This window comes from Massilia putida (genome assembly GCF_001941825.1).
In the GTDB taxonomy this organism is placed as follows: domain Bacteria; phylum Pseudomonadota; class Gammaproteobacteria; order Burkholderiales; family Burkholderiaceae_D; genus Telluria; species Telluria putida.
The window spans coordinates 4,880,411-4,897,354 of sequence record NZ_CP019038.1; the positions used below are offsets into that span (position 1 = coordinate 4,880,411).

The 16,944-nt window shown below is 65.4% G+C and carries 12 protein-coding genes and 1 pseudogene; 9 read left to right on the top strand and 4 right to left on the bottom strand.

Going from position 1 to position 16,944, the window contains the following annotated elements:
• Window positions 1-18 precede the first annotated feature (18 nt).
• From BVG12_RS23930 to BVG12_RS23940, 3 genes are all read left to right on the top strand, one after another.
• The gene (locus BVG12_RS23930) at window positions 19-1,299 is read left to right on the top strand and encodes an EAL and HDOD domain-containing protein (protein WP_075794568.1); all 1,281 of its coding nucleotides are present in this window, start codon (window positions 19-21) and stop codon (window positions 1,297-1,299) included.
• A gap of 201 nt (window positions 1,300-1,500) precedes the next feature.
• A complete protein-coding gene (locus BVG12_RS23935) occupies window positions 1,501-2,409 on the top strand; it encodes an ABC transporter ATP-binding protein (protein WP_229503697.1) in 909 nt (302 codons plus the stop codon).
• A gap of 1 nt (window position 2,410) precedes the next feature.
• Entirely contained in the window at window positions 2,411-3,685 is a 1,275-nt protein-coding gene (locus BVG12_RS23940) for an ABC transporter permease (RefSeq protein ID WP_075794570.1), read from the top strand.
• A 132-nt stretch (window positions 3,686-3,817) separates the two neighbouring features.
• Here the strand turns inward: BVG12_RS23940 and metH are convergent, their stop codons facing one another.
• The gene (gene metH, locus BVG12_RS23945; RefSeq protein ID WP_075794571.1) at window positions 3,818-7,594 is read right to left on the bottom strand and encodes a methionine synthase; all 3,777 of its coding nucleotides are present in this window, start codon (window positions 7,592-7,594) and stop codon (window positions 3,818-3,820) included.
• 326 nt (window positions 7,595-7,920) lie between these two features.
• Between metH and BVG12_RS23950 the strand changes: the two genes are divergently transcribed.
• A complete protein-coding gene (locus BVG12_RS23950; RefSeq protein ID WP_075794572.1) occupies window positions 7,921-8,160 on the top strand; it encodes a BrnA antitoxin family protein in 240 nt (79 codons plus the stop codon).
• A gap of 198 nt (window positions 8,161-8,358) precedes the next feature.
• On the opposite strand, the gene fmt is transcribed toward BVG12_RS23950, so the two are convergent.
• Both fmt and def read right to left on the bottom strand, forming a co-directional pair.
• Window positions 8,359-9,306 (bottom strand): methionyl-tRNA formyltransferase, encoded by a 948-nt coding sequence (gene fmt / locus BVG12_RS23955; RefSeq protein WP_075794573.1) that lies wholly within the window; start codon window positions 9,304-9,306, stop codon window positions 8,359-8,361.
• A gap of 11 nt (window positions 9,307-9,317) precedes the next feature.
• The gene (def, locus tag BVG12_RS23960) at window positions 9,318-9,845 is read right to left on the bottom strand and encodes a peptide deformylase (RefSeq protein WP_075794574.1); all 528 of its coding nucleotides are present in this window, start codon (window positions 9,843-9,845) and stop codon (window positions 9,318-9,320) included.
• Window positions 9,846-10,097: 252 nt separating this feature from the next.
• Between def and BVG12_RS23965 the strand changes: the two genes are divergently transcribed.
• The 5 genes and pseudogenes from BVG12_RS23965 to BVG12_RS23985 form a co-directional block, all read left to right on the top strand.
• Window positions 10,098-11,213 carry a LysM peptidoglycan-binding domain-containing protein gene (locus tag BVG12_RS23965; protein ID WP_075794575.1) on the top strand — a complete coding sequence of 372 codons (1,116 nt, stop codon included), beginning with the start codon at window positions 10,098-10,100 and terminating at the stop codon, window positions 11,211-11,213.
• 31 nt (window positions 11,214-11,244) lie between these two features.
• Entirely contained in the window at window positions 11,245-12,402 is a 1,158-nt protein-coding gene (gene dprA, locus BVG12_RS23970) for a DNA-processing protein DprA (RefSeq protein WP_229503698.1), read from the top strand.
• Window positions 12,403-12,524: 122 nt separating this feature from the next.
• Window positions 12,525-12,989, top strand: coding sequence for a Smg family protein (locus tag BVG12_RS23975; RefSeq protein WP_075794577.1), 465 nt, complete (start codon window positions 12,525-12,527; stop codon window positions 12,987-12,989).
• A 279-nt stretch (window positions 12,990-13,268) separates the two neighbouring features.
• A complete protein-coding gene (locus tag BVG12_RS23980; RefSeq protein ID WP_075794578.1) occupies window positions 13,269-15,950 on the top strand; it encodes a DNA topoisomerase III in 2,682 nt (893 codons plus the stop codon).
• Between the two features lie 198 nt (window positions 15,951-16,148).
• A pseudogene (locus BVG12_RS23985) lies at window positions 16,149-16,505 on the top strand (HAMP domain-containing protein); the annotation flags it as partial.
• A 194-nt stretch (window positions 16,506-16,699) separates the two neighbouring features.
• Here BVG12_RS23985 and BVG12_RS23990 read toward each other — a convergent pair.
• A complete protein-coding gene (locus BVG12_RS23990) occupies window positions 16,700-16,912 on the bottom strand; it encodes an addiction module protein (protein ID WP_075794580.1) in 213 nt (70 codons plus the stop codon).
• Between the last annotated feature and the right edge of the window lie 32 nt (window positions 16,913-16,944).

The following is a 16,944-nucleotide window of genomic DNA, read 5'->3' on the forward strand; positions in this document are numbered from 1 at the left end:
TTGCTACAAGAGTCCGTGATGACCGATACCGCCGCGAGCCTGGACCACGCCAACTACCCCTTGCGCGTGCGTGACTTCTACCTGGGGCGCCAGCCTGTGCTCGACCGCAACCAGGCCCTGTTCGGCTACGAGCTCCTGTTCCGCAGCGCGCGCCAGGGCGAGGCCGACGAGACCGGCCTGTCCGCGACGGCCGCCGTGATCGCCCACGCGGCCCAGCTGGGACTTACGCGCGCGATCGGCGACGCAGCCTGCTTCCTGAACGTGGATGCCGAAGTCCTCGCGAGCGACATCTTCGCCTTCCTGCCGCGCGAGCGCACGGTGCTCGAGATCGTGTCGTCCGTCGTGCCGGACGACGCCCTGCTGGCGCGCATGCGCGAACTCGCGGGCCACGGTTTCCGCTTCGCGCTGGACGGCATCGAGGGCGACAGCCTGCGCCTGCAACGCCTGCTGCCGCTGGCCGGCTTCGTCAAGCTGGACCTGCGCAGCGTGCCCCCGAACGCCTTGCCGAACCTCGTGCGCCGCCTGCACGGCATGGAAAAAACCGTGGTCGCGGAAAAGGTCGAGACGGAGGACGCCTACCGCGCCGCCATGGACCTCGGCTTCGATTACTTCCAGGGTTTTTATTTCGCGCACCCGTCCGTGCTGGGCGGCCGCAAGCTGTCGCCGTCGCAGCTCGCGGTGGTCGAGCTCATGAACCTCGTGATGTCAGACGCGGACAATGCGGTCATCGAAAAGACCGTCAAGCGCGACGTGACGCTCGCCCTGAACCTGCTGCGCCTCGTGAACACGCCGGCCGTGGGCGCAGCGCAGCGCATCGATTCCGTCAGCCAGGCATTGCTCGTGCTGGGCCGGCGCCAGCTGCAGCGCTGGCTGCAGATCATGCTGTATGCCGAACCGGCCACGCGCGGCCACAACCAGACGCCGTTGCTGATGCTGGCCACGACGCGCGGCCGCCTGATGGAGCTGCTGGCCCAGCGCCTGCGCCCCGGCCAGCGCTTTGTTGCGGACGTCGCTTTCACGGTCGGCATCATGTCGCTGATGGATGCCCTGTTCGGCATTCCGATGGCCGACATCGTCGAGCAGATCCCCGTCAGCGACGACGTGCGCCAGGCCCTCATCGGCCGTGCAGGCTTCTTCGGCGAGCTGCTCAAGCTGTCCGAGAGCATCGAGCAGGCCGATGACAACACGGAGCTCGTGCTGCCCACGCTGAAGGAGTTGCAGATCTCCGGCGACGACATGATCGAGCTCGAGATGTCCGCGTTCCAGTGGTCCGACTCCGTCGTCCGCTACGCCATCTGAAGGGGGCTCGCCTGACCAGCTGCGCGTTGCAGCTTGCGCCTGCGATGCTCCGCTACGGCGGACCGGCCGTGCCGTAAGTACGGCTGCGCTTCTCGACCGCATCTGCCGCCGCTCGCTACGGTCATGCGATGCCCCCGATACGTTCCATGTCTTCAAGGATTAGGAGGTGTCATGTCGGTGTTATTGCGTGTTGAAGGTCTCGTGAAATCATACGGTACCCGCCGCGCCGTGGACGGCGTGTCGTTCCAGGTGCTGGCGGGCCAGACCGTCGGCCTGCTGGGGCCGAACGGGGCGGGCAAGTCGACCACCGTCTCCATGCTGTGCGGGCTGCTCAAGCCCGATGCCGGCCAGGTGCTGCTGGACGGCCAGTCCGTCACGACGGGCGCAGCAAGCATCAAGCGCCGCATCGGCCTCGTGCCGCAAGACCTCGCGCTGTACGAGGACCTGTCGGCGCACGAGAACCTGCGCCTGTTCGGCGCCTTGTACGGCTTGAGGAGCAAGCCTCTGGACGAGCGCATCGCGCGCGTGCTGGGTCTCGTGAACCTGCTTGAGCGCGCGCACGACAAGCCGGCCACGTTCTCCGGCGGGATGAAGCGCCGGCTGAACATCGCGGCCGCGCTGCTGCACGATCCCGACTTGCTGATCCTCGACGAGCCCACGGTCGGCGTCGACCCGCAGAGCCGCAACGCCATCTTCGACACGCTGGAAGCGCTGCAGTCGCAGGGCCGCGCGCTGATCTACACGAGCCACTACATGGAGGAGGTGGAGCGGCTGGCCGACCACATCGTCATCATCGACCACGGTAAAGTCCTGGCCGACGACAGCCCGGCCGCGCTGCACCGCAAGCTCGCGTCGAAGGCGCTGCTGCGCGTGGAACTGGCGGAACCGGTGGGCCCAAGCCTGCTCGATGCGCTGCGGTCCCAGGCCGGCGTGACCACATTGGCGAGCGAGGGCGCGGCCCTCGACATCGGCCTCACGGACAACGCCGACGCCGTGCCGCTGCTCGGCTGGCTGCAAGGACAGGGCCAGCGTCCGGTGCACTTCGCCACCGCGCGCGCGAGCCTCGAAGACATCTTCCTCGACCTGACCGGACGCACGCTGCGCGACTGACATGACAGCCTTTTTCGCCCTGGTCCGCAAGGACCTCATCCTCTACGTCTCCGACAAGCGCGCGCTGCTGATGCACCTCGTGCTGCCCATCGTGATCGCGGCGTTCTTCGGTTCCGTGTTCGGCGGCGGCAGCGCAAAGGGCGGCGGCATCGACGTGGTCCTCGTCCAGCAGGACACGAGCGACGCCGGCAACCGCATCGCGGCGGGCCTCAAGGCCGATCCGAACCTGCACGTCACACCCATGGACCTGGCGCACGCCCGGGATGCCGTGCGCAAGGGCGCCCAGGCCGTCGCCATCGTGCTGCCGGCCGGCTTTGCGGAAGCGGCCGGCACCGCCATGTTCTCGAACCAGGCCAAGCCGGCCATCGGCCTGCTGTACGACCCGTCGCAGCCGGCCGTGCTGGCGATGGTGAAGGGCATGCTGACGCAGCAGGTGATGCAGGTCGTGAGCGCCGAGATGTTCGGCGGACCGCTGGGCAAAAAGCTCACGGCGCGCAGCCTGCAGCAGCTCGACGAGAACAAGGTGCAGGACGCCGCGCTGCGCGACATGCTCGTCGCCGTGCGCAAGTTCGAGGACCGGCCGCGCGAGGAGGGCGCCGGCGACGGCGCGCCGCGCGGCCTGGCCATGCCGTTCACGACGCACGACGAGGGCCTCACGAGCGGCCCCGTCGCGCAGGGCTACAACCCGTACGCGCACTCGTTCTCGGGGATGGGCGTGCAATTCATCCTGTTCATGGGCGTGAACATGGGGATCGGCATGCTGCTGACGCGCCGCAGCGGCGTGTGGGACCGCCTGCTCGCCGCGCCCGTCACGCTGACCCAGGTGGTGCTGGCGCGCGGCGTCTCGGCCGCCATCATCGCGTCCTGCCTGCTGTGCACGATCTTCATCGTGGCGGCGCTGGCGTTCCACGTGCAGGTGAGCAGCGTGCCCGGCTTCCTCGCCGTGGCGATCGGGTTCGGCGCGCTCACGGCCGGTTTCGGCCTGCTCATCGCGGCGTTCGGCAAGACCCCGGAAGCGGCGCGCGGCATCGCGATGTTCGCGACGCTGATCCTCGTGATGCTGGGCGGCGCGTGGGTGCCGTCGTTCATGTTCCCCGCGTGGGTCCAGCAGCTGACGCTCGTCGTGCCCACGCGCTGGGCCATCGCCGGCCTGGATGCCGTCACGTGGCGCGGCCTCGGCGCGCCGGCCGCCGCGCCGGCCGTGGCCGTGCTGTTCGGGTTTGCGCTGCTGTTCACGGTCGCCGCCGTGTGGCGCTTTCGGAGAGAGCAGGCGTAGGGTGGACGGCTTCGCCGTCCACGAGTCCAACGGGAACAAGCGTTCCGGCGGTGCTACCGATTGTTGAACGCGTGGCGTCATTGAGTCCGGGGGACTCAATGACGAGCTGTCCACCTACGGCTAGACGTTCGATCAGAGGTTGGGCGCCAGGTAGCGCTCCACCTCGTCCTTCGGCAAGCCGCGGCGCTTGGCCATGTCCTCGAGCTGGTCCTGGCCGATCTTGCCGACCACGAAGTACTTCGATTCCGGGTGCGCGAAGTAGAAGCCCGATACCGCGGCGCCCGGATACATCGCGAACGACTCCGTCAATTGCATGCCGATCTCCTCGGCCTGCAGCGTCTTGAACAGGTCGGCCTTGACGGTGTGTTCCGGGCATGCCGGATAGCCCGGCGCCGGACGGATGCCGACGTATTCTTCCTTGATCAGCGCCTCGTTCGACAGCTTCTCGTCCGCGACATAACCCCACAGGTCCGTGCGCACGCGCTCGTGCATGTACTCGGCGAACGCTTCGGCCAGGCGGTCGGCCAGGGCCTTCACCATGATCGACGAATAGTCGTCGCCCGCGGCTTCGAAGCGCTTCTCGATCTTCTCGGCGCCGATGCCCGCCGTGACGGCGAACATGCCGATGTAGTCCGCGATGCCCGAGCTCTTCGGCGCGATGAAGTCGGCCAGGCACTGGTTCGGACGCTGGATGCCGTCGACCACTGGCTTGACGCCCTGCTGGCGCAGGCCGTAATACGTGAACGCGACTTCGCTGCGGGTGTCGTCCGTATAGATCTCGATGTCGTCGTCGTTGACGCTGTTCGCGGGCAGCAGCGCGATGGCGCCGTTCGCGGTCAGCCAGCGGCCGTCGATGATTTTCTTCAGCATCGCCTGGCCTTCCTCGAACACCTTCGTCGCCGCTTCGCCCACGACTTCGTCGGTCAGGATCGCGGGATACGGGCCGGCCAGGTCCCACGTCTGGAAGAACGGACCCCAGTCGATGTAGCGGGAAAGCAGGGCCAGGTCGACGTTCTTGAAGACGCGGCGGCCGATGAACTTCGGCTTCACGGGCGCGAAGGACAGCTGTGCCTTGTTCGCGCGCGCCTGCTCCAGGCTCACCATCGGCAGCGCTTTTTTATTGGCGTGCTGTTCGCGGATGCGTTCGTAGTCCTCGGCGATCTCGGCGACGTAGCCGTCGCGCGTCTCCGCCGTCACGAGCGACTGGCCGACGGAGACGGACCGCGACGCGTCCGGCACGTACACGACCGGGCCTTCGTAATGCGGTGCGATCTTGACGGCCGTGTGCGCGCGGCTCGTCGTCGCGCCGCCGATCAAGAGGGGAATGCGGCGGTCGCGGAACCACGGGTCGCGCTGCATCTCGCGCGCGACGTGGGCCATCTCTTCGAGCGACGGCGTGATCAGGCCCGACAGGCCGATGATGTCCGCGTTCTCTGCCTTGGCCTTCGCGAGGATCTCGGATGCGGGCACCATCACCCCCATGTTGACGATCTCGAAGTTATTACATTGCAGGACCACGGAGACGATGTTCTTGCCGATGTCGTGCACGTCGCCTTTCACGGTGGCGATGACCATCTTGCCCTTCGGTTTCGCGACGATGCCCGTGCGCGCTTCCTCCGCCGCCTTTTCTTCCTCGATGAACGGGATCAGGTGGGCGACGGCCTGCTTCATCACGCGCGCCGATTTCACCACCTGCGGCAGGAACATCTTGCCCTGGCCGAACAGGTCGCCGACGACGTTCATGCCGTCCATCAGCGGGCCTTCGATCACCTGGATCGGACGGCCGCCTTCGTTGGCGATCTGCTGGCGCGCTTCCTCGGTGTCCTCGACGATCCACTGCGTGATGCCGTGCACCAGCGCGTGCGCGAGGCGCTTGCCGACCGGGGCACTCCGCCACTCGAGGTTCTGTTCCTGCTTGGCGCCGCCGGCCTTCAGGGTGCCGGCGAATTCGATCATGCGCTCGGTGGCGTCCGGGCGGCGGTTCAGCACGACGTCTTCCACGCGCTCGCGCAGCTCCGGATCGAGGTCGTCGTACACGCCCACCATGCCCGCGTTGACGATGCCCATCGTCATGCCGGCCTTGATGGCGTGGTACAGGAACACGGTGTGGATCGCCTCGCGGGCCGGGTCGTTGCCGCGGAACGAGAACGACACGTTCGATACGCCGCCCGACACCTTCGCGTACGGCAGGTGCTCGCGGATCCAGCGCGTGGCGTTGATGAAGTCGACGGCGTAGTTGTCGTGTTCCTCGATGCCGGTGGCGATGGCGAAGATGTTCGGGTCGAAGATGATGTCCTCGGGCGGGAATCCGACCTTCTGCACGAGCGTGTCGTACGCGCGCTTGCAGATCTCGATCTTGCGCTCGAACGTGTCGGCCTGGCCCTTCTCGTCGAAGGCCATCACGATCACGGCCGCGCCGTAGCGGCGGCACAGCGTGGCCTGGCGCAGGAATTCCTCTTCGCCTTCCTTCATCGAGATCGAGTTGACGATGGCCTTGCCCTGCACGCATTTCAGGCCCGCCTCGATCACGCTCCATTTGGAGGAGTCGATCATGATCGGCACGCGCGAGATGTCCGGTTCCGAGGCGATCAGGTTCAGGAAGCGCGTCATCGCGGCCTGCGAATCGAGCATCGCCTCGTCCATATTGATGTCGATGACCTGGGCGCCGTTCTCGACCTGCTGGCGCGCGACGGACAGCGCTTCGTCGAACTGCTCGTTCAGGATCATGCGCGCGAACGCCTTCGAACCCGTGACGTTGGTGCGCTCGCCGACGTTGACGAACAGGGACGTGTCGTCGACGACGAACGGCTCCAGGCCGGACAGGCGCAGCGCGACGGGGATCTCCGGCACGGTGCGCGGCGGGCAGTCGGCCAGCAGTTCGCCGATCGCCTGGATGTGTTCCGGCGTCGTGCCGCAGCAGCCGCCGGCGATGTTGACGAAGCCGGCGTCGGCGAACTCGCGCAGCAGGGCGGACGTGTCGGACGGCAGTTCGTCGAAGCCCGTGTCGCTCATCGGGTTGGGCAGGCCGGCGTTCGGGTAGATGCAGACGAACGTGTCGGCGATTTGGGACAGCTCTTCCGCGTACGGGCGCATCAGGGCGGCGCCCAGCGCGCAATTCAGGCCGATCGTCAGCGGTTTCGCGTGGCGCACGGAGTTCCAGAAGGCCGAGACGGTCTGGCCGGACAGGATGCGGCCGGATGCGTCGGTGACGGTACCGGAGATCATCAGCGGCAGGCGCGGCGTCCCGGGATGCTCGGTGAAATACTGGTCGATGGCGAACAGGGCCGCCTTGCAGTTCAGCGTATCGAAGATGGTCTCGACGAGCAGCAGGTCGACGCCGCCCTCGACGAGCGCGTCGACCTGCTCGTAATACGCCGTCACGAGCTGGTCGAACGTGACGTTGCGGGCGGCCGGGTCGTTCACGTCCGGGGAGATGGACGCGGTCTTCGGCGTCGGGCCGAGGGCGCCGGCGGCGTAGCGGGGCTTGTCCGGCGTCGAATATTTCACGCAGGCGGCGCGCGCGAGCTTCGCGGCTTCCACGTTCATCTCGCGCACGAGATGCGCCATGTGGTAGTCGTCCTGGGCGACGCTGGTGGCGCCGAACGTGTTCGTCTCGATGATGTCGGCGCCGGCGGCCAGGTAGCGTTCGTGGATTTCCTGGATGATCTGCGGCTGCGTCAGGTTCAGCAATTCGTTGTTGCCCTTGACGAACAGTTCGCGCGCGCCGCTATCGGCCGGCGCCGTGAAACCGATGAAGCGGCCGTTCGGACCGCCGCGGTAGGCCTGCTCGTCCAGCTTGTATTGTTGGATGATCGTGCCCATCGCGCCGTCCAGAATCATGATGCGGCGTGCGAGGATGTCGCGCAGCTGGGCTTCGACGGGGGAGGGGGCGTGGACGGCGGTGATCATCGTTGGCTTTCCTGAGGTCTGCTGGAGATAAATATGAGGCGGGTCTGTGATTATACCGTTACTGGCCGAGTTTGTTCCCGGTGCGGCCGGGGGCTTACGGTTCGCTCAAAAAAGGACGCCGCTGTAAAGACGCTTGTAACATAATGTATCAAATCGCGGATTGTTACATTGGGATACAAATTGCAGCTTATTAGCAATTTCCCGGATACATACAGAGGTGACAATTAACTTCATGGAACCGCCGCTGGCGCGGTTTCAGGATCAGGTCTAGTCCAATCAACGGAACGTGCGGACCGTCGCTCCGCCGCCAAATGGGAAGAATTGCAATGAACAAAGAATACGTACATGAGTGGGATCAGCCGGCTACTCGCAACGACGAGAGCGACACCGCCCCGGTCAAGACCCACGCTGTCGCCGGCGTCAAACAAATCGTCACGATCCGCTTGGATGTGGACATGCTGGAATGGTTCAAGTCGGCTGGTCCGGGCTACCAGACCCGCATCAACCAGGTGCTGCGTGAATACATGGAAGCGAATCGCGTGCGTGCTCAAGGCGAGCAGCACTAATTCCTTGCAAATAATGGATGGTCGGGGCACAGCGCTCCGCGGGCCTGGTGGTCAGGCCTGATGCCCGGAACGGGATGCCATCGGGAGTATGTGAGGCCGGGGCCTCACTACGAAGTCCCAATGAATAGATGTACAGAAAACAGAAGGGCATCACCCGGCGCGAACCGGCTGATGCCCTTCTTTATTGCGGCCCGTCTTTTAGGCGAACGCGAGGCCGTCGAACGAAAAACCTTTCAGGAATTCGGCCGCCGCCAGGCGCTTGCCTCCCGGCTTTTGCAATTCCGTCAAGCGCAGCGCACCCGTGCCGCAGGCCACGACGATGCCCTGGGCATCGGCCTGCAACACCTGGCCCGGTTGGCCGCGGCCATCGGCCGGTTGCGCGTTCCAGATCTTGACCGTTGTCGCGCCCGCCTGGCCATGCGCGCCCGGGAACGGGTTGAAGGCGCGCACCTTGCGCGCCAGCAGGGTGGCCGGCAGCGACCAGTCCAGCTTCGCCTCTTCCTTGCCGATCTTGGCGGCATACGTGACGCCGTCCTCCGGCTGGGGCACGGCTTCCAATTGGCCGTGCTCCATCTTGCGCAGAGCGTCGACGATCATGCGGCCGCCCAGGGCCGCCAGCTTGTCGTGCAGGCTGCCGGTCGTGTCCGTGTCCTCGATGGCGATGCGCTCGATCAGCAGCATCGGGCCCGTGTCCAGGCCTTCTTCCATCTCCATGATCGTGACGCCCGTTTCCGCATCGCCCGCTTCGATCGCGCGGTGGATGGGCGCGGCGCCACGCCAGCGGGGCAGGATGGAGCCGTGGATATTGATGCAAGGCTTGATGTCGAGCGTGGAGCGGGGGAGGATCAGGCCGTAGGCGGCCACGACCATCACATCGTAGTCCGTCGCGAGCAGGCGCGCGTGCGCGGCCTGCGCTTCGCTCGCACGCTGAGGATCTTTCGCGTCCATGCGCAGCGACAGCGGCTGCAACACCTCGATACCGTGCGCGACGGCAACCTGTTTCACGCTTGAGGCCTGCAGCTGCATGCCGCGGCCGGCCGGACGGTCCGGCTGGGTCAGCACGAGCGGCACCTCGAAACCGGCGTCCAGCAGGGCGCGCAGCGCGACGGCGGCGAATTCCGGCGTGCCGGCGAAGACGACCCTCATTTTCTCCTTGCTCATGCGCGGCGGGCGGCCGAGCGCTGCATGTCGCGCTCTTCCTTCTGCAGTTTCGTCTTGATACGGTTGCGCTTCAGCGGCGACAGGTATTCCACGAAGACCTTGCCCATCAAATGGTCCATCTCGTGCTGGATGCAGACGGCCAGCAGACCGTCGGCTTCGAGCTCGAACGGCTTGTTGTGCTGGTCGACGGCGCGCACCTTGACGCGCGCCGGGCGCTCGACGCCGTCATAAATGCCCGGCACCGACAGGCAGCCTTCGTCGTAGACTTGCTTTTCCGGGCTGGCCCAGACGATTTCCGGGTTGATGAAGACCAGCAGATTGTCCTTGGTCTCGGTCACGTCGATGACGACGACGCGCTCGTGCACGTCGACCTGCGTGGCGGCCAGGCCCACACCCGGGGCGTCGTACATGGTTTCGGCCATGTCCGCCACCAGCTTGTGGAGGCGGTCGCCGAATTCGGTGACCGGCTTGGCGACCTTGTGCAGGCGCGGGTCGGGGTAGCGGAGGATGTTCAGTAAGGCCATGGCTGTGTATTCGAAGTCAATCGGTAATCGGTATATTGGGCTGCGCAGGCATAAACGCAACACGCCGCCCCCGCTCCCGGGTGCGGTTTATCTTGCTAGTTCAGGGATTTCTCGGCAGAATTTGATTCAGTAAGGCAACTATTGCGACCCTTCATGATCCGCTGCGCGGTCGAAGAGCCGTCTGGTTCCTGCGTTGTTGCCGGCCGAGGTGGCGTAGCACCCGTGTCGATACGGCACTTTACGGACTCTCCAATGAAAAATTTTAGCACAGGCGCAGCCCGGTCGCTCGCGATCCGCGCCGCCGCCACGGCCGCGTTCGCCCTCCTCGCGACCATTCCGGCCCAGGCCGCCATTACCTGTTCGTTCCGCCCGAACGCGCCCGACCAGCACGTCGTCGTCAAGGGCGATACCCTATGGGATATTTCCGGCGCCTTCCTCGAGCACCCGTGGTGCTGGCCCCAGGTCTGGGGCATGAACCGCGACGAGATCCGCAATCCGCACTGGATCTATCCGGGCCAGATCGTCTATTTCGACCGGGCCCATGGCCGTCTCACGCTGAACAAGCCGGGCACCGGATCGGCCGCCGGGGAGCCGCCCGTCGTGCGTCTGTCCCCGCAGCTGCGTACGGAAAGCATGGACGAGACCAATGCCGTGCCCGCCATCCCCGCCGGCGCGATCGAACCGTTCCTGACCCAGCCGCTCGTCGTCGAGGCCAAAGCGCTGGCCGGCGCGGCCCGCATCGTCGCGGCGCAGGAAGACCGGCTGTACCTCGGTGAAGGCGACCGCATCTATGTGCGCGGTGCGCTCGACGGGGCGGCCAGCTTCCAGGTCTTCCGTCCGGGCAAGGAACTGGTCGATCCGGAGTCGAACAAGGTCATCGCCCACGAGGCGGCCTATATCGGCACGGCACGCCTCGTGAAGGAAGCGGGGCCGGGCACGGACGTCCACACCTTCGTCGTCACCCGTTCCGTGAAGGAAATGGGCATCGGCGACCGCCTGTTGCCGACGCCGCCCACGCCGCTGCGCAACTACGTGCCGCACGTGCCGGCGAAGCCGGTGGCGGCGCGCGTGATGGCGCTCGCGTCCGAATCGAATTACGCGTCGCAGAACCAGGTCGTGACTGTCAATCGGGGCACGCTTGACGGACTCGATGTCGGCGCCGTGCTGCAGCTTTATCATCTCGGGCAGACCATGACGGACCCGGAAAGCAAAGGCTTCCTCGGGTTCGGCAAGGCCAAACTGAGGCTCCCGGACGAGCAATACGGCGAACTGTTCATCTTCCGGGTTTTCGGCCACGTCGCGTACGGCCTGGTCATGGAGGTGACGGCACCGGTGCAGATCGGCGACGTCGCGAAATCACCGGAGTAATTCCACCGTGCAGGACACGGACCTCACCGCAGTGCCTGCACGATCCTCCTCCCTGGCAGCCTGGCTCCGCCTGGAGCGTGCCGCCGGCATCGGTCCGCGCACGGCCGTCACGCTGCTGGACGCCTTCGGCAGCCCGGACGCCGTGTTCGGCGCCGACTTCCCCGCGCTCGCTGCCCACGTGAGCCCGGCCCAGGCGCACGCGCTGCTGCAACCGCCTCCCGAGGCCACGCGCCGCCTGCTCGACGCCACGCTCGACTGGCTCGACCAGCCCGGCCACCACGTCCTCGCGCTGGGCGAGCCCGGCTATCCCGAACTGCTGGCCCGGATCCCCGACCCGCCGTTGCTTCTTTATATTAGAGGGCATGCGCAGCTGCTGGCCGGACCGTGTCTCGCCATCGTCGGCAGCCGCAATGCCAGCGTGCAGGGCAGGGCGAACGCGCAGGCGTTCGCGGAGGCGTTGTCCGGAGCCGGGCTGTGCATCGTGTCCGGCCTCGCGCTCGGCATCGACGCCGCCGCGCACGAGGGCGCGCTGCGCCGCTGCGGCGGGACCGTCGCCGTCGTCGGCACCGGCCCCGACCTGGTCTATCCCGCCCGCAACCGCGCCCTGTGCGAACGCATCGCCCATGCGGGCTGCGTCGTCAGCGAATACCCCGTCGGCACGCCGCCCGTTCCCGGCAATTTTCCCAAGCGCAACCGGATCATCAGCGGTCTGTCGGCCGGCGTGCTCGTCGTCGAGGCGGCCGCGCAGTCGGGCTCGCTGATCACGGCGCGCCAGGCGGCCGAGCAGGGACGTGACGTGTTCGCGATTCCGGGCTCGATCCATGCGGCGCTGGCCAAGGGCTGCCACATGCTGATCCGCGAGGGCGCCAAGCTCGTCGACACGGCGCGCGACGTGCTGGAAGCGCTCGCGCTGTCGCCGTTGCTGGCGCTGCAGGCGGCCCGGTTATCCACGCCAGATATTTCGTTAACAGATATCAAGATCGATAACAGCGCGGAAAGCGGTTCCGGCATGCAGGCCGAATCGGCGCTGCTGGACGCCCTCGGCCACGACCCCGTCGAACCGGATGCGCTGCTCGCCCGGCTCGGCTGGTCCATAGGAGAAATGTCTGCATGCCTGCTCGTGTTGGAAATGGCGGGACGTGTCGAACGGCTGCCGGGCGGCCTCGTGCAGCGCGTATTTAAGCGATAATGGGCGGAAATTAAGCTGAAGAATCCGATAAGGCCGATAAACAACGCTGATGTTTCCGGACGGCAGTGGCGCACGTGACGCACTTGTGCCGCCGGGAGTTTAGCTGCTACAGTAGCGTCACCATGTTCGACATCCTAGTCTACCTCTACGAGACGTACTACCGTCCCGATGCCTGCCCCGAGCCGGAGGCCCTGGCACGTAAACTGTCCGCCGTCGGCTTCGACGATATCGAAATTTCCGAGGCGCTGGACTGGCTGAACGGTTTGAGGGAAATGGCCGGGACCACCAATCCAGCCCTCGAATCGAGCGGCACGCGCTTCTACATCGCCCAGGAAACCGACACGCTCGGCAGCGCCGCCGTCGGCTTCATCCAGTTCCTCGAACTGGCCGGTCTGTTGACGGCGTCGCAACGCGAGATCGTCATCGAACGCGCGCTGGCGCTGGACGAGTCGCCCGTCACCCTGGGCAAGCTCAAGATCATCGTCCTGATGCTCCTGTGGAGCCAGGGCAAGGAGCCGGATGCGCTGATGTTCGACGACCTGTTCGGGTCGGACGAGGAAGACGCGGCGCCGCGCCTCCTGCATTGACTGCAGTGCAATCTTGAATACGAAAACGGGGCTTCGGCCCCGTTTTTTCTTGCGGTAAAGCAAGATCCAGCGTATTTTTCGGAGCAGCCTGGCCGGGTTGCCGCAAGACGCACACAGGCACAGTCTACTTGCGGATTGCGCGGCAACCCGCTTATCATTGGCCGCTACCTGCCAGTTGTTACCAAGAAGCTATCAAATGGCCGGCTTACCGAGCCGACCGCGTCCAAGGCTCATGTATGATGCGCGAGCCAAGCCAAGAACAAGTACGAGAAATCATATATGACCAAAGCCCTCATCATTGCCGAAAAACCCTCCGTGGCGAACGACATCGCCAAGGCGCTCGGCGGCTTTACGAAGCACGATGAGTATTTCGAATCCGACGAATACGTCCTGTCGTCCGCCGTCGGCCACCTGCTCGAGATCGCGGTGCCCGAGGAGTACGACGTCAAGCGCGGCAAATGGAGTTTCACGCACCTGCCGATGATTCCACCGTACTTCGCGCTGAACCCCATCGCGAAGACCGAGTCGCGCCTCAAAGTGCTGAACAAGCTGATCAAGCGCAAGGATGTCGACACCCTGATCAACGCATGCGACGCGGGCCGCGAAGGTGAACTGATCTTCCGCCTGATCGCCCAGAACGCCAAGGCCAAGCAGACCGTCAAGCGCCTGTGGCTGCAGTCGATGACGCCGAACGCCATCCGCGACGGCTTCGCCCACCTGCGCAGCGACAAGGAAATGCTGCCGCTGGCCGACGCCGCGCGCTGCCGCTCGGAAGCGGACTGGCTGATCGGCATCAACGGCACCCGCGCGATGACCGCCTTCAACTCGAAGGAAGGCGGCTTTTATCTGACGACCGTCGGCCGCGTGCAGACGCCGACCCTGTCGATCGTCGTCGAGCGCGAAGAGAAGATCAAGAAATTCGTGCCACGCGACTACTGGGAAGTGCGCGCGGAATTCCGCTGCGCCGCCGGCATGTACGAAGGCCGCTGGCTCGACACGAATTTCAAGAAGGACGAGAACGATCCCGAGAAGCGCGCCGAGCGGCTGTGGTCGAAGGCCGCCGCCGAGGCCATCGTCGCCGCGTGCACGGGTAAGCAGGGCAAGGTCACTGAGGAATCGAAACCGACGACGTCGATGGCGCCCGCGCTGTTTGACCTGACGTCGCTGCAACGCGAAGCCAACGGCCGCTTCGGCTTCTCGGCCAAGAACACGCTGGGCCTGGCCCAGGCGCTGTACGAAAAGCACAAGGTGCTGACCTATCCCCGTACGGATTCGCGCGCGCTGCCGGAAGACTACCTGAGCACGGTCAAGTCCACGCTGGAAGTGTTGAAGGGCAATTCGAACTATCTGCCGTTCGCCAAGCAGATCCTGGACAAGGGCTGGGTCAAGCCGAACAAGCGCATCTTCGACAACAGCAAGATCTCGGACCACTTCGCGATCATCCCGACGGGCGTCGTGCCGAAGAACCTGTCCGAGCCGGAACAGAAGCTGTACGACCTCGTCACGCGCCGCTTCATGGCCGTCTTCTTCCCGGCCGCGGAATTCCTCGTCACCACGCGCTTCACGGAAGTGCAGGGTCACCAGTTCAAGACCGAGGGCAAGGTGATGACCAACCCCGGCTGGCTGGCCGTGTACGGCAAGGACACGACGGGCGACGACAAGGATGGCGCCAGCCTGGTGCCGGTGGCGAAGGGCGAGCAGGTGCTGGCCGAGAAGGTCAATGCCAACGGCCTCGTCACCAAGCCGCCCGCACGCTACAACGAAGCGACCCTGCTGTCGGCGATGGAAGGCGCGGGCAAGCTGGTCGATTCCGACGAGCTGCGCGACGCCATGGCCGGCAAGGGCCTCGGCACGCCGGCAACGCGCGCCGCGATCATCGAAGGTCTGCTGACGGAAAAATACCTGCTGCGCGAAGGGCGCGAGCTGATCCCGACCGCCAAGGCGTTCCAGCTGATGACGCTGCTGCGCGGCCTGGGGGTGAACGAATTGACGGCGCCGGAGCTGACGGGCGAGTGGGAATACAAGCTGTCGCAGATGGAAAAAGGCCAGATTTCGCGCGAAGAGTTCATGCGCGAGATCGCCCAGATGACCGAGATCATCGTCAAGCGCGCCAAGGAATACAACAACGACACGATCCCGGGCGAGTACGCCACGTTGCGCACGCCGTGCCCGAACTGCGGCGGCGTCGTCAAGGAAAACTACCGCCGCTTCGCTTGCACCAAGTGCGATTTCTCGATGAGCAAGGTGCCGGGCGGGCGCCAGTTCGAGATCGAGGAAGTCGAGGAGTTGCTGGAGAAACGCACGATCGGCCCGCTCCAGGGCTTCCGCTCGAAGATGGGCCGGCCGTTCGCCGCGATCCTGCGCATCGTGCGCGACGAGGACATCCACAACTACAAGCTGGAATTCGACTTCGGCCAGGACCAGGACGAGGGCGAAGACGGCGAGGGCGTCGACTTCACCGGCCAGACGCCGCTCGGCCCTTGCCCGAAATGCAACGGCAACGTCTACGAGATGGGCCTCGCCTATGTCTGCGAACATACCGTGGCCAAGCCCAAGACCTGCGATTTCCGCAGCAGCCGCATCATTCTGCAGCAGGAAATCCTGCCCGAGCAGATGGCCAAGCTGCTGAACGAAGGCAAGACCGATCTGTTGCCGGGCTTCGTGTCGCAGCGCACGCGCCGGTCGTTCAAGGCCTTCCTCGTGCGCGGCAAGGACGGCAAGATCAGCTTCGAGTTCGAGGAGCGCAAGGCCAAGCCGGGCGCCGCCAAGGGCAAGGATGCGGCCGACGAGGCCGACAGCGGCGCGGAAGCGGCGGCCGCCGTCAAGCCGGCCGCGCGCAAGGCCGCGGCGACGAAGACCGCCGCGAAACCTGCGGCGAAGGCGGCAACCAAGACGGCCGCGGCCAAAAAAGCGCCGGCCAAGCGCGCCACGGCGACCAAGAAGGCGGTCGCCGGCGAATAAACATTGCCGGTCGTATCAAAGCCGCGGCGCGTCCGCGGCTTTTTTTCGCCCGTATGCGGCGGAAAACATGTCGGCAAGGGCAAGCAGTCGATGGACGCGATGCGCAAGCTCGTGGCCGACATCAAGGCCGAGGAAGCGGGCCTGATGAGCGAACGCGCCAGGACGACGGCCGAGCTGGCGTCAACCATGTCGATGACGCTGAGCGGCGGCGGCATCGTGGCCGTCGTGCTGGCGGCCGTGCTGGTGCTGTGGCTGGCCCGGAACATCACGGCGCCGCTGGCCTATGCCGTGCACGTCGCCAAGCGGGTGGCCAGGGGCGACCTGACGGCGCGCGTCGAGGTGCGTTCGAAGGACGGGACCGGAGAGCTGATCGGCGCGCTCAAGGACATGAACGACTCGCTGCTGGACATCGTGACGCGCGTGCGCGCCGGCACCGACGCCATCGCCATCGTGTCCGGCGAAATCAATTCCGGCAACCAGGGCCTGTCCGCGCGCACCGAGCAGCAGGCCGGCTCGCTGGAAGAGACGGCGTCGTCGATGGAAGAACTGACCAGCCCACCGGGTGTTCCCCCATGCTGCAGCAACGAATTCGAAGAGGGCGCTTTATTGTGAATTTACCGGGTTCCGGGACTCGGTATGGAGGAATGGTGCCGGGAACACTCTTCCCGCTTACGCGGGAATGACGCGTATATATAAAAAAAACCGCGACCCTTTGGCATCGCGGTTTTTTTATATGTTCGCCAACTGCACTATTCGCGCCAATCCTCCTGCAGCGCGCGGATGGCCGCTTCGCCGTTGCGGATCGCCTTCACACGGCGCACGATTTCGTTGCGCCAGGCTTCGTCGGCATCCTGGTCGCCGTCGTCACTGTCCACCATGAGCAGTCGTAGCAGTTCATGCCTGTCTTCGGGAGACAGTTGCTGGATCTGGGCGGCCAATTCGGCGACCTGGGCGTTGGACATGGGGTTCTCCTAGCAGAGTATTGTGACCAGAT